General features: G+C 58.2%; 13 protein-coding genes. 7 read left to right on the forward strand and 6 right to left on the reverse strand.

From position 1 onward, the window contains the following. Nucleotides 1-34: 34 nt before the first annotated feature. Nucleotides 35-1,006, forward strand: coding sequence for a LacI family DNA-binding transcriptional regulator (locus tag C6A40_RS01065; protein ID WP_045335429.1), 972 nt, complete (start codon nucleotides 35-37; stop codon nucleotides 1,004-1,006). Here the strand turns inward: C6A40_RS01065 and C6A40_RS01070 are convergent, their stop codons facing one another. Both C6A40_RS01070 and C6A40_RS01075 read right to left on the reverse strand, forming a co-directional pair. After that, nucleotides 1,007-2,251, reverse strand: a complete 1,245-nt coding sequence (locus C6A40_RS01070; protein WP_021241588.1) for a mechanosensitive ion channel family protein — start codon at nucleotides 2,249-2,251, stop codon at nucleotides 1,007-1,009. Nucleotides 2,252-2,316: 65 nt separating this feature from the next. Next, nucleotides 2,317-3,753 carry an MFS transporter gene (locus C6A40_RS01075; protein ID WP_045335430.1) on the reverse strand — a complete coding sequence of 479 codons (1,437 nt, stop codon included), beginning with the start codon at nucleotides 3,751-3,753 and terminating at the stop codon, nucleotides 2,317-2,319. A gap of 107 nt (nucleotides 3,754-3,860) precedes the next feature. Between C6A40_RS01075 and C6A40_RS01080 the strand changes: the two genes are divergently transcribed. Then, nucleotides 3,861-4,730, forward strand: a complete 870-nt coding sequence (locus tag C6A40_RS01080) for a helix-turn-helix transcriptional regulator (RefSeq protein WP_008499383.1) — start codon at nucleotides 3,861-3,863, stop codon at nucleotides 4,728-4,730. 128 nt (nucleotides 4,731-4,858) lie between these two features. Beyond that, complete coding sequence (locus C6A40_RS25190) at nucleotides 4,859-5,020, forward strand: hypothetical protein (RefSeq protein WP_223861895.1); 162 nt, start codon at nucleotides 4,859-4,861, stop codon at nucleotides 5,018-5,020. A gap of 27 nt (nucleotides 5,021-5,047) precedes the next feature. On the opposite strand, the gene nfsB is transcribed toward C6A40_RS25190, so the two are convergent. The 3 genes from nfsB to C6A40_RS01100 all read right to left on the reverse strand — a co-directional run bounded on the left by nfsB (nucleotide 5,048) and on the right by C6A40_RS01100 (nucleotide 6,770). Continuing rightward, complete coding sequence (gene nfsB, locus C6A40_RS01090) at nucleotides 5,048-5,701, reverse strand: oxygen-insensitive NAD(P)H nitroreductase (RefSeq protein WP_008499385.1); 654 nt, start codon at nucleotides 5,699-5,701, stop codon at nucleotides 5,048-5,050. A 120-nt stretch (nucleotides 5,702-5,821) separates the two neighbouring features. After that, nucleotides 5,822-6,190 (reverse strand): MmcQ/YjbR family DNA-binding protein, encoded by a 369-nt coding sequence (locus C6A40_RS01095; protein ID WP_023293103.1) that lies wholly within the window; start codon nucleotides 6,188-6,190, stop codon nucleotides 5,822-5,824. Beyond that, the gene (locus C6A40_RS01100; protein ID WP_045335431.1) at nucleotides 6,180-6,770 is read right to left on the reverse strand and encodes a TetR/AcrR family transcriptional regulator; all 591 of its coding nucleotides are present in this window, start codon (nucleotides 6,768-6,770) and stop codon (nucleotides 6,180-6,182) included. The genes C6A40_RS01095 and C6A40_RS01100 overlap by 11 nt, the downstream gene beginning before the upstream one ends. Nucleotides 6,771-6,960: 190 nt before the next feature. On the opposite strand from C6A40_RS01100, the gene C6A40_RS01105 reads away from it, so the two are divergent. Further along, complete coding sequence (locus C6A40_RS01105; RefSeq protein WP_045335432.1) at nucleotides 6,961-8,064, forward strand: MBL fold metallo-hydrolase; 1,104 nt, start codon at nucleotides 6,961-6,963, stop codon at nucleotides 8,062-8,064. 32 nt (nucleotides 8,065-8,096) lie between these two features. Next, complete coding sequence (locus C6A40_RS01110) at nucleotides 8,097-8,438, forward strand: RamA family antibiotic efflux transcriptional regulator (protein WP_010428317.1); 342 nt, start codon at nucleotides 8,097-8,099, stop codon at nucleotides 8,436-8,438. Between the two features lie 54 nt (nucleotides 8,439-8,492). On the opposite strand, the gene C6A40_RS01115 is transcribed toward C6A40_RS01110, so the two are convergent. After that, nucleotides 8,493-8,741, reverse strand: a complete 249-nt coding sequence (locus tag C6A40_RS01115; RefSeq protein WP_013097677.1) for a DUF1158 domain-containing protein — start codon at nucleotides 8,739-8,741, stop codon at nucleotides 8,493-8,495. Between the two features lie 488 nt (nucleotides 8,742-9,229). Between C6A40_RS01115 and C6A40_RS01120 the strand changes: the two genes are divergently transcribed. Beyond that, nucleotides 9,230-11,938, forward strand: coding sequence for a cation-transporting P-type ATPase (locus C6A40_RS01120; RefSeq protein ID WP_045335433.1), 2,709 nt, complete (start codon nucleotides 9,230-9,232; stop codon nucleotides 11,936-11,938). A gap of 83 nt (nucleotides 11,939-12,021) precedes the next feature. Beyond that, the gene (locus tag C6A40_RS01125; RefSeq protein WP_045335434.1) at nucleotides 12,022-13,083 is read left to right on the forward strand and encodes an efflux RND transporter periplasmic adaptor subunit; all 1,062 of its coding nucleotides are present in this window, start codon (nucleotides 12,022-12,024) and stop codon (nucleotides 13,081-13,083) included. The last annotated feature ends 1 nt before the right edge of the window (nucleotide 13,084 follow it).

Below are 13,084 nucleotides of genomic sequence, written 5' to 3' on the forward strand. Positions count from 1 at the left end.
GCACAAAACGCTAACCGCAGGATGTGTCGTCGCTATGTCAATTCAGAAAATCGCTCAGCTGGCCGGGGTCTCCGTGGCGACGGTCTCCCGCGTGCTGAATAACAGCGACACCGTGAAGGCGAAAAATCGCGAGCGCGTTCTGCGGGCGATTCAGGAGAGCAACTACCAGCCAAACCTGCTCGCCCGTCAGCTGCGCACCGCTCGCAGCTATATGATCCTGGTGATGGTGTCCAACATTGCCAACCCGTTCTGCGCCGAAGTGGTGAAGGGCATCGAAGCCGAGGCGGAGAAAAACGGCTACCGCATTCTGCTGTGCAACTCCGGCTCGGACATCGAGCGCTCCCGCTCGGGCTTAAGCCTGCTCTCCGGCAAAATCGTCGACGGCATTATCACCATGGACGCCTTCTCGAAGCTGCCGGAACTTGCCGCGCTGATTGGTTCTGCACCGTGGGTGCAGTGCGCCGAATATGCCGATGCGGGCGCGGTCTCCTGCGTCGGCATCAATGATGTGGACGCTTCACAGCATGCCGTCAGCCAGCTGGCCGACGGCGGCCGCAAGCGTATCGCGATGATCAACCACGATCTCAGCTACAAATATGCCCGCCTGCGCGAACGCGGCTACAAGAGCGTGATCCACCTGCGGGATCTGGACTATCAGGCGGTGGAGTATGCCAGCGATCTCAGCTCCGGGGCGGGCATGGCGGCGATGCAAAACCTGTTAAAAAATAATCCGCCGGATGCGCTATTTGCCGTTTCCGATACGCTGGCGGCGGGCGCGCTGCGCGCCATTCAGCAGGCAGGTCTTCGGGTGCCAGAGGATATTGCCGTGGTCGGCTTTGACGGTACGGAGCTGGCGGACATGATTTCGCTCACCACCATCGAACAGCCGTCGCGGGATATCGGGCGCAAGGCGGTCGATCTGCTCTTAAATAAGATCGACAACCCGGCCGCGCCCACGGAAAGGGTGATGATGGACTGGCGCTTTATTTCCCGCGCCAGCACCTGATTATTGCGCGATGACGCCAGCCAGGGAGCGAATATCGTTCCCGGTTGGCGACTGGTGAATGCGCAGACCAAATTCATCCACCACCGCGAAAATATGGTCGAAGATGTCGGCCTGAATCTCCTCATATTCTGCCCAGACCACCGTGTTGGTGAAGGCGTATATTTCAATAGGCAGGCCGTTGGCGTCAGGCGCGAGCTGGCGCACCATCAGCGTCATATCTTTACGAATGCGCGGGTGGTTGCGCAGATATTCGTTCAGGTAGGCGCGGAAGGTGCCTATATTGGTCATCTTGCGCAGGTTTAATACCGATTCCCCTTCACCGTTTTTCTGATTCCACAGGCTAATTTCCTCATGGCGTGCGGCCAAATAAGGCTTCAGCAGCTTCGCCTGAATGAGTTTCTGCTGCTCCTGCTCGTCGAGAAAATGAATGCTGGTGGTATCAATGTTCAGGCTGCGCTTAATGCGTCGTCCGCCGGAGGCCGACATGCCGCTCCAGTTGATAAAGGCGTCGGAGACCAGCGCCCACGTCGGAATGGTCGTAATCGTATTATCGAAATTGCGCACTTTCACGGTGGTCAGGCCGATATCCGTCACCGTGCCGTTGGCACCGTATTTCGGCATCTCCAGCCAGTCGCCGAGCTTGAGCATATCGTTGGCGGAAAGCTGGATACCCGCTACAAGTCCAAGTATCGGATCTTTAAACACCAGCATCAGCACGGCGGCCATGGCGCCCAGACCGCTGATCAGAATCGCCGGAGACTGGCCAATCAGCAGGGAGATAATCAATATCCCCACCAGAATGGCGCTCACCAGCTTGATGCCCTGGAAAATCCCCTTCAGCGGCAGCTGCGACGCGGTGGCCATTTTCTGCGACAGATTGAAAATCACGTCCAGCAGCGAGAAGAAGGAGAGCAGGGCATAGACCATCACCCACAGCTTCGCGCAGGTGGTGAGTATTTCCGCCGCTTCGCTGCCCTTTTGCAGCCACAGTACCGCCTGGACGTTGACGATTATCCCCTGAAGGGTAAAGGCCAGACGGTGAAATAATTTATTCTGGGTGATGATCTGCAGCCATAAATGGCTGCTGGCCTGCGCGCGCTTTTCGAATGCGCGAAGTACCCCTTTGTGCAGAATAAAATGAACGATGATGGCGGTAAGAAAAATAATACCAAAGATAATCACTAAAGAGGTGGTGTGATTAATTTCAATGCCTAACTCTTCAACCTGAGCAATCAATTCCTGCATAACGTCTCCTGTATTTTTGCAGCCCCATAATGGCGGCTGCGGATCTATTATGCAAATTCACGAACTTATTTGGCGGCCTGACAGATCTTCGCCACCGGCAGGCACAGGCTATGGCGGATACGCAGTGTCGCCAGAGCAAGTACCACCATCATGGTCGTTTCCACCATCAGGAAGACGTTCACCGCCTGGGTGTAATCCCCGTGATGGTTTTGAAGCGCGTGCAGCAAAATGGCGCCAAAAATGGCCGGGCCAAGGCCCAGTGCGGCCTGCTGCAGGGTGCTTAAAATAGCGCTCGCGGCTCCCGCGTCGTCAGGCTGAATGTCGCGCATCCCGATGCGATAGAAGCTGTTCACGATCAGCGCCTGCCCGTAGCCCACCAGTCCGGTCGCGGGTGCCAGCGTCAGGGTGGTATTCTCCATGCCCCAAACGCGGAACGTGGCGATCAGCGCCAGCAGGCCGGTAATCTGGATCGCCAGACCCGTCAGCAGGATTGTGCTGGTGCTGTAGCGGGCAATCAGCCGCGGCGCGAACCAGGCCGAAACAAAGTAGGTCACGCCAAGGGCGATAAAACTGTTCCCGGACTGCCACGGCGCCATCCCCAGACCGGTTTGCATGGTCAGCGCCATACAGAACATAAACCCGGACCAGGCGCTGAAAAAGAGCATCGCAATCAGGACACCAAAGCGCACGCTGCGAAGCGCAAGCAGGCGCGGCGGGATCAGCGGGTGGGCATTCTCACGCTCTTTTTTGCGCGCGTTCAGCGCCATCAGCCAGGCCAGCGGGACAAGGGCGAGCAGCATCGTCTTCAGCGGCCACGACCAGTTCCACTGGGGGCCGAGCGCCATCGGGAACAGCAGGCAGCAAAGCATGACCGCCAGCAGCGCGGTACCCGGCCAGTCGATGCGTGATGGCGTTTCGCGACGGGTTTCCGGTACGAAGCGGCGGCTCAGCGCCAGCACCACCAGACAAATCGGCACGTTGATAAAGAAGGCGTTACGCCAGCCCAGCCCGGCGATATCCGCCGATACCAGCCAGCCGCCGCCCATTTGTCCCACGATAAACGCAATCCCGCCGATGCCGCCGAACAGGCTGATGGCTTTGGCGTGGGCGGTGCCTTTCAGCGTGACGTGCAGCGTGGCAAGAATTTGCGGCACGATCAGTGCGGCCCCCGCGCCCTGAACGATGCGCGCGGCGAGCAGCTGTTCAATGTTCCCCGCCATTCCGCACAGCAGCGAGGCCAGGCCAAAGCTCGCCACACCCAACATGAACAGACGACGACGGCCAAAGTTATCTCCCAGCTTGCTGCCGAGCGCGAGGCAGACGGCAAAGGCCACGCCGTAGAGGGCGACGATCAGCTCCAGTTCGGTAGCGGTCGCATGCAGTGAATGGGTGATGGCGTCCAGCGCCACGTTGGTGATTGAGGTATCAATCATCGGCAGCATCTGGCCGGTTAACAGCAATATCAGGCCAGCGCGACCCGGTGAAACAACTGACGTATTCATGGTAACTCCATTGCGTCATTCAACAGATGGTCGTAGCATCTACCATCAGATAAACGGGTACCAGTTCTTGCTTATACTGGTACTGGCACTACCATGCAGGGGGATTTATGGCGCTGATGTCTGAACCGGTCGTTTCACGTCAGGATGACACCCGAAAACAGCTCGGGGCATTTTTACGCGCCCGGCGGGAAAGTCTCGATCCGCAGCGCTTAGGTTTGCCGCGCAGCGGTCGCCGCCGCACGCCGGGCCTGCGCCGGGAAGAGGTGGCGATGCTCGCTGATGTGGGCGTCACCTGGTACACCTGGCTTGAGCAGGGCAGGGACGTCAATCCGTCCAGCGCGGTGATGGCGGCCGTGGCAAAAGCGCTGCAATGTACCCCGACCGAGGCCCGGCATCTGTTTGTGTTAGCAGGTTTACCGCCGGGTGAAGCGCCGCAGGCGGTCTGCTGCGAGGGCATTAGCGAAGGCACGCGCCGCCTGCTGGATACGCTGATGCCGAAACCCGCCAGCATTCAGAAACCGAACTTCGATATCGTGGCGTGGAACGACAGCTTCGGGCATCTGATGGGCGTCGATTTCAATGACATCCCTCCCGAAGATCGCAACTGTATTTATCTGTTCCTCACGCATCCGGCGTGGCGCGCGCGGCTCGGCAGACGCGACGACGTGCTGCCCATCTTTGTCTCCTATTTCCGCGCGGCGATGGCCGAACACCGGGGCGATCCGCTGTGGGAGGCCAAGCTGGCGCGCTTCTTTGCGGTGTCCGAAGAGTTTAAAACCCTGTGGCACCAGCGCAACGACGTGCGCGGCGTGGAGAACCAGCTCAAGCTGTTTACCCATCCCGAGCTGGGGGATTTTACGCTGCAGCAGATGTACTGGTATTCCGCGCCGCGAAACGGATCGCGGCTGCTGGTGTATCTGCCGGTGGATGAGGCGGGAGAGCGGGCGATGGCGTGGCTGGCGGCGCAGGGGAAATAATTTTGCGAGGGGCTTTCAGGGAATAAGAGCCGTCTCTGCTAAGTGAATACGACATTGTTGTGTCTGACAGCGAACAAACCGGCGACGGACAGCGGTTTTGGTTACGCATGATAGACTGGGCGTTCAGCATGAATTATCGGATAAGCGTGGCTGACGGTACGGTAGGAGAAGAGTGGCACTTAACGCCGGTGAGCTCATATGCCGAGCTGGAAGAGCGCTGGATTGCGTTTGCCTGGGGACACGATCGTGATGTGCACCCACATCGCAGGTTAGTCATCAGTAAAGCGTAACGGGCCGCACAGAGCGGCCCGTTTTGTTTAGCACTCGGTCACAGTCGTGCTCAGCGGCAGGCGAGATTTCGGCAGCGTGGCGTTGAAATCTTCCACGCTGTGATGCCCAACCGGCACCACCACCAGGCTGGTGAAGCCTTTCTCTTTCAGGCCAAACTCTTCGTCGAGGATCGCGGCGTCGAAACCTTCAATCGGTACCGCGTCCAGGCCCAGCGCAGCCACGCCCAGCAGGAAGTTACCGACGTTCAGGTAAACCTGCTTCGCCATCCACTGGTCGTCATCTTTCAGATCCACGCGGTGCATGTCGGCAAAGTAGGTGCGGCCCTTATGGTTTGCCGCTTTCGCTTCCGGGGTATTAAAGCGACCATCGGCCTCTTCCTGATCGACAACGCGCTCCAGCCAGGCGTCGTCCATCGCGGTTTTCGCGCAGAACACCACCACGTGAGAAGCATCCAGCATTTTGCGTTCGTTGAACACATAGGTGCCCGCCGCGGATTTCGCCACGCGCGCTTTTCCTTCCTCGGTGCTGGCGACAATAAAGTGCCACGGCTGGGAGTTGGTGCTGGACGGGCTGTACTGCAGCAGGGTTTTGATTTTTTCCGCTTCTTCAGCGGTCAGTTTTTTGCTTGCGTCGAACGCCTTGGTGGAGTGGCGTTTCAGCGCAACAGAAATGATATCCATAACAACTCCTGATGATGAAATTCGCCCGCGTGCGGGCGCGAAAGGTGAGCAGATTACAGCGGGACGCGGAAAAAGATAAGGGCAATTCGAGCGCTTAATCTGTTCGTCTCAGACGAACAATCAGACCGGCCGGATCCACTTCTGGTCTTTTTTCGGCAGTTTATCCACCACCAGATGCCAGGAATCATTGATGAGATCGGTAACCAGTTCCGGCGTCACGTCGTCCGTACCGTAAAGGGAAATCCAGTGTTTTTTGTTGAGGTGATAGCCCGGTTCAACGCCGCGATAAATCTGCTGATTTAACAGCGATTTTTCCGGGTCTGACTTCAGGCTAACGTGCGGCCGCCCGTGCGCGACGGCCACAATCATGAAAATTTTCCCGCCCACTTTAAACACGTCAAACTCCGGCCCAAACGGCCAGCAGTGTTCGGTGAACGGCAGTTCCAGCGCCACGCGTTTTGCGTGTTCCTGCAACGTTTTACTGTCCATCGCTCTCTTCCTGGGCAAGCCCGCGCCACATTACCTCAAAGCCGAGCGCTTTAAACTCAACGGCGCGGGACGGATCGCGGGTGGCAAATTCCATCGTGCTTTCGGCCAGCGATAAGAAAAGCGCATCGCCAAACGTTTTAAATTCATCAGACATAAACACCTGACGCACCGAGCGGCGGCAGAGCTCATGCAGCTCCGGGAACATCTCTTTCACCTCCTGTTCCGTTTCGGCGCTCAGCTTTTCACTGACGCCAATCTGGCGGATCGCCGCATGGGCAACGGGGTTACGAATACCCCAGTCCACATAGCTGTTCCAGATATTGCGGGTATGTTCTTTGGGCAGCGTGATGGTGCGATCGAGGTTCGCCAGCATGGTCTGGCAGAGATCCTGCTTCAGGTGCAGATAGAGGGCATTCAGCAGATCGTCTTTCGTAGCAAAGTAGCGGAACAGGGTGCCTTCGGCGACGCCCGCCTTACGGGCAATGAGCGCCGTTGAGGCGGCAACACCTGACTGTGCAAACGCCGTGGTTGCGGCGTCCAGTAAGGCCTGTTTTTTATCTTCACTCTTCGGACGTGCCACTAAATTTTTCCTCCTGTCAATTATAAAAACCCTGATTGAAACACGTGCTTTGACACGCTGCAACGCGGAATGTCAAAGATCGAAAACGTCTTGACGACTTTATCATCATATCTATAATGAGTGCTTACTCACTCATAATCAAGTTTACCCTGCGCACGCTATCGGATGGGGCGCGTTTTCGGGTCAGGATATGAAAAAACCTCTCTTCATCTGCGTGGTGTTAATCATGATTATTGCTTCAGCCGCGAGTTTACCGTTTGTTCTGAATGCCGGATTCGGCCAGCCGCCGCAGGGTGAACGGCTTACTGAAGTGGAGGCCTCTCCACAGTATCGCGAGGGGAAATTCCACAATACGCTGCCGACGCCGGGTTATAACGGTGACAAAAATATGCTGGTCGCGATGTGGGAGTTTCTGACCAAAAAAACCGAAAACGCTCGCCCGGCCCAGCCCCTGCCGCTGGTGAAAACCGATCTTGCGAGCCTGCCGCTGGAGCAGGACACCCTGGTGTGGCTTGGTCACTCCTCGTGGTATCTGCAACTCGCGGGCAAACGCATCCTGATTGACCCGGTTCTTGGCAACTATGCCGCGCCGTTTTCGTTCCTCAATAAGGCCTTTGCCGGCGAGTATCCGTGGCGGGCTGAAATCATGCCGGCGATCGACCTGCTGATTATCTCGCACGATCACTACGATCATCTGGATTACGCCACCATCAGGGCGCTACTGCCGAAGGTGAAGCGGGTGGTGACGCCGCTGGGCGTCGGCTCCCACCTGCGTTACTGGGGGATGAAGCCCGAGATTATTGACGAATGCGACTGGAACCAGTCGGTGCGCATCAGCGATGCGTTGACGGTGCACGTTCTGCCGGCGCGTCACTTCTCCGGCCGCGGCATCAAACGCGATCGCACCTTGTGGGGCAGCTTCATGTTCGTCACGCCAGAGCAGAAGGTTTACTACAGCGGGGATTCCGGTTACGGCCCGCACTTCAGGGCCATCGGTGAACAGTTTGGCGAAGTGGACGTCGCCATCATGGAAAACGGCCAGTACGACCAGGACTGGAAGTACATCCACATGCTGCCGGAGGAAACGGCGCAGGCCTCGGCGGATCTGAACGCGAAAGCCGTGGTGCCCGGGCATAACGGACGCTTCGTGCTGGCGAAACACGCCTGGAACGATCCGCTGATCCAGCTGGCAAAAGCCAGCCAGGATAAAAATTATCGGTTGCTGACGCCGGAACTGGGCGAGCCCGTCCGGGTAAGCGACACCGCGCAAACCTTTCGTGCGTGGTGGGAATAATGTTTAAGCGAGAAGCAGAGGGGGACAGCAGTATGACCATTTCCGCTCAAGTCATCGACACTATCGTCGAATGGATCGACGACAATCTGCACCAGCCATTACGAATAGAAGAGATTGCCCGCCACGCGGGTTACTCGAAGTGGCACCTGCAGCGGCTGTTTATGCAGTACAAAGGGGAGAGTCTGGGGCGCTATATCCGTGAACGCAAGCTGCTGCTGGCGGCGCGCGATCTGCGTGAATCCGACGCCCGGGTGTACGACATCTGCCTGCGTTACGGGTTTGACTCGCAGCAGACGTTTACCCGCATCTTTACCCGCACGTTCAACCAGCCGCCTGGCGCGTACCGTAAAGAGAACCATAGCCAGACACATTAACCTGTCGCGTGTAGGCCGGGTAAGGCGTAGCCGCCACCCGGCCTTTTTATGGGCTCACGACGCCAGTGAAAACCAGCGTCGCCAGACGAAACGCAGCACAAAGAATTCAATCGCCCCGAGCAGTAAAAACCACACGCAGAACAGAATGGTATAGAGCTGGTTAAGATCGACCATGTGAAAGGTCTGAACCAGCTTCTGCGCCAGTACCAGCCCAAGCGAAGGCGCAGGGAGCAGCAGGCATGAAAGCAGTGCCAGCAATAAAATGCCGCCTGCGGTGAGCAGCGATTCTAGCGGGTGTTTCATCGTAATGTTAATCGTCAGTTAAAAATGTCATTGTCCGGCATCCCGGAACGTAAAGCAATATAAACCCGGCGCACGTTTACGGATAAAACGAATGCGCTATTCTGTGAATAATTAACAGAAAAAGATAAATATCCCAGACGCGATTAAATAATTATCGCGTAGTGTAAATAAACGTCCGTCTCACGAAAATAATTTTACAAATGTATAGGTGCTATAACCAATTAACGTGGCAATAACAATGGCCGCGATAACGTATAACACCAGTCTGCGCCCGCGATAAATACCCCACATGGTTCCCCCTCGTTTAGTTTTGGTTTAGAAATATTTTGTAAAAATCAGATCATCGAAATAGTTTTAATCAGTTTTGAATAACCGAGAAGTCATTATATTGCGGTAGATCAATTTTACCCGCAAGACTTTAAAATGAATTTATTTAAGCCCGAAAGGAATTCAGGCTTCTGTTCACCGGAAATTGAAGGAAAAATACGATGACTGAAAAAAAAGTGATTCCGAACGTGCCGCCTTCCGGCGGGCTGGCATACCAGCAGACCGTAGAGCAGGTGCTTGCTCACGCGCAGAGCCAGGCCAGCGGTCTGGACCGTGCAGAGGCGCAGGTGCGTCTGCAAAAAACAGGGCCGAACGCGCTGCCGGAGAAAAAAGGCAAACCCGCCTGGCTGCGTTTCCTGGCCCATTTTAATGATGTGCTGATTTATGTCCTGCTGGCCGCCGCCGTATTAACGGCAGTAATGGGCCACTGGGTCGATACGCTGGTTATTTTGGGCGTGGCGGTAATCAATGCCTTAATTGGTCATATTCAGGAAAGCAACGCGGAAAAATCCCTGAAGAGTATTCGTAATATGCTCGCCAGCGAGGCGCGCGTTATTCGTAACGGCAACCATGAAACAATTCCCACAACTGAAATAGTCCCGGGCGATATTATTGTATTACGCGCGGGAGATCGTATTCCGGCGGATATGCGTTTAATTGAAGCGCATAATTTACGCGTGGAAGAGGCGATTCTGACCGGTGAATCCACCGTGGTGGATAAACACGTTAATCCGCTGAGCGGCGAATTACCGCTGGGCGATCGCACCAATATGGTCTTCTCCGGGACGACCGTCAGCGCGGGCGGCGGCATCGGCGTGGTCACCGCCACCGGTCAGGATACGGAACTCGGCAACATCAACCAGATGATGGCGGGTATCGAGAAGCACCGTACGCCGCTGCTGGTGCAGATGGACAAGCTGGGTAAGGCGATCTTCGCGATTATTCTGGCGATGATGGCCGCGCTGTTTGTTTTCAGCCTGGCGTTCCGCGAGATCCCGATGGGCGAGCTGCTGCTCTCCCTGATTAGCCTGGCGGTCGCCTCCGTACCGGAAGGTCTGCCGGCGATTATCTCCATCATCCTCTCCCTGGGCGTGCAGGCAATGGCGCGCAAGCGGGCCATCATCCGCAAGCTGCCGACGGTGGAAACGCTTGGCGCGATGACCGTGGTCTGCTCGGATAAAACCGGCACCCTGACCATGAACGAGATGACGGTCAAAGCTATCATCACCGCCGACGCCTGCTACCGCGTGGACGGCAACAGCTACGAGCCGGTGGGCAACCTCTACCTGGAAGGCAGCGACGAGCCGGTCCACATCCAGCCGGGCACCGTGCTGGAGCAGTACCTGCGCACCATCGACCTGTGTAACGACAGCCAGCTGATTCAGGACGATCGCGGGCTGTGGGGCATCACCGGCGGCCCGACCGAGGGCGCGCTGAAGGTGCTGGCGGCGAAGGCCAACCTTGAGCCGGTGATGACCACGCTGGTTAACAAAATCCCGTTCGACTCGCAGTACAAGTACATGAGCACCCACTACCAGATTGGCGGTGAGGAGCAGATTTTGATCACCGGCGCGCCGGACGTCATTTTCGCCCTGTGCGCCGAGCAGCAGACCCGCAACGGTGCGGAAGCCTTCAACCGCGCATACTGGGAAAGCGAGATGGAGCGCTATGCGCGTCAGGGGCTGCGCATGGTCGCCGCGGCGTTCAAGTCGGCGAACGGCGAGCAGGAACTGACGCACGACGATCTGAGCCACGGTCTGATCTTCCTCGGCATCGCCGGGATGATGGATCCGCCGCGTCCGGAAGCGATTGACGCGATTAACGCCTGCCAGCAGGCGGGGATCCGCGTGAAGATGATCACCGGCGATCACCCGCAGACGGCAATGAGCATCGGGCAGATGCTGGGGATCAGCAACAGCGAGCAGGCGGTCACCGGCTATGAGCTGGAGAAGATGGACGACGCCGCGCTGGCGGACGCCGCGGTGAAGTATGACATCTTTGCCCGTACCAGCCCGGAGCATAAGCTGCGCCTGGTGAAAGCGCTGCAGGACAAAGGTGAAATTGTCGGCATGACCGGCGACGGCGTGAACGATGCCCCGGCGCTGCGTCAGGCGGACGTGGGTATTGCGATGGGCATTAAGGGCACGGAAGTGACCAAAGAGGCGGCGGACATGGTCCTGACGGACGATAACTTCGCCACCATCGCCAGCGCGGTGAAAGAGGGGCGTCGCGTTTACGACAACCTGAAGAAGACCATCCTGTTCATCATGCCGACCAACCTGGCGCAGGGGCTGCTGATTGTGATTGCGCTGCTGGCGGGGAACATCATTCCGCTGACGCCGGTGCTGATCCTGTGGATGAACATGGCGACCTCCGCCACGCTCTCCTTCGGCCTGGCCTTTGAAGCCGCCGAGCGCAACATCATGCGCCGTCCGCCGCGCCAGACCGGCCAGCACGTGATGGACGCCTACGCCGTCTGGCGCGTGGCCTTCGTCGGCACCATGATTGCCATCGCCGCCTTTGCGCTGGAAGCCTGGCTGGCCCCGCGCGGCCACAGCGCGGAGTTCATCCGCACCGTGCTGCTGCAGATGCTGGTCTGCGCCCAGTGGGTGTACATGATTAACTGCCGCAACACCGAAGGGTTCTCCCTCAACCGCGGTCTGCTGGCGAACAAAGGGATCTGGCTGGTGACGGGCGTGCTGTTCCTGCTCCAGGCGGCGATTATCTACCTGCCGTTTATGCAGATGCTGTTCGGTACCGAAGCGCTGCCGCTGCGCTACTGGTTTGTGACCCTGGCCGTTGCAGGCGTGATGTTCTTCGTCGTCGAGATCGAGAAGCGGCTGACCCGCAGGTTCCGTAAGGCTGCATAACGAAAACCTTACCCCTCACCCTAACCCTCTCCCCACAGGGGAGAGGGCCGGGGTGGGGGGAGAAACAACGCTGAGGTACTCCCATGAAATTCCCGGTCCTGTTAGCACTTCTTGTCAGTACCCTGCAACCCGCATTCGCCGCCATTCCCGTTCGCGTCGCCACCGTGGAGCAAACCGCCCACGCCGCCGAGCGCCAGATCCCGGGCCGTATCGAAGCCATTCACACCGTTGAGCTACGCGCACGCACGGAGGGCACGATTGCCAAAATCCACTTCCGCGACGGGCAGTACGTGAAAAAGGGCGACGTGCTGTTTGAGCTGGACGACGCCGAGCCGCGTGCCGCCCTGCGCCTGGCGCAGGCCGAAGTGAAAAGCGCCGAAGCCACGCTGCGCCAGGCGCAGCAGCAGCTCTCCCGCTTTGAAAGCCTCGGCAGCAGCAACGCCATCAGCCGCCACGACGTGGACAACGCCCGCATGCAGCGCGACGTCGCCAGCGCCGCTCTCGAGCAGGCGAAGGCCCGGCTCGACGCCCGCCGCGTCACCCTGGGCTACACCCGCATCACCTCGCCGATTGACGGCCGCGTGGGGCACAGCAGCTTCCACGAGGGTAGCCTGGTCAACCCGGCGAGCGGCGTTTTGGTGGAGGTGGTGCAGCTTGATCCGATCCGCATCGCCTTTGCGCTGGAAGAGGGGGCGTTTGCCGCCAAAGCCGGACAGCATGCGGATATCAACGCCATGAAGCGTGCCTGGCAGGCGCTGATCGACAGCAACGGCCAGCGCGTCAGCGGCGAGCTGGCGTCAGTGGATAACCGCGTTGACCCGCGCACCGCCAGCGTGATGCTGCGCGCCGAGTTTGCCAATCCGCGCCATCAGCTGCTGCCCGGCGGCAACGTGAATGTCTATTTGCGCCCGGCAAGCGATCAGCCGGTGCTGACCCTCCCCGCCGCCGCAGTCCAGCAGAACGGCGACGGCTTCTTTGCCTGGGTGGTTAATGCCGACGGCAACGCCGAAATGCGCCCGCTGAACGTGGCCGGGCAGATCGGCCAGCAGTTTCAGATTGCCTCCGGCGTGAAGCCCGGTGAGCGAGCGATTACTGACGGCGCGCAGCGCGTGCAGCCCGGCGCTGCCGTCCAGATACTCAATTAAG

Origin of the sequence: Enterobacter sp. GER_MD16_1505_Eko_090 (assembly GCF_003331015.1) — a bacterium.
Classification (GTDB): domain Bacteria; phylum Pseudomonadota; class Gammaproteobacteria; order Enterobacterales; family Enterobacteriaceae; genus Enterobacter; species Enterobacter roggenkampii.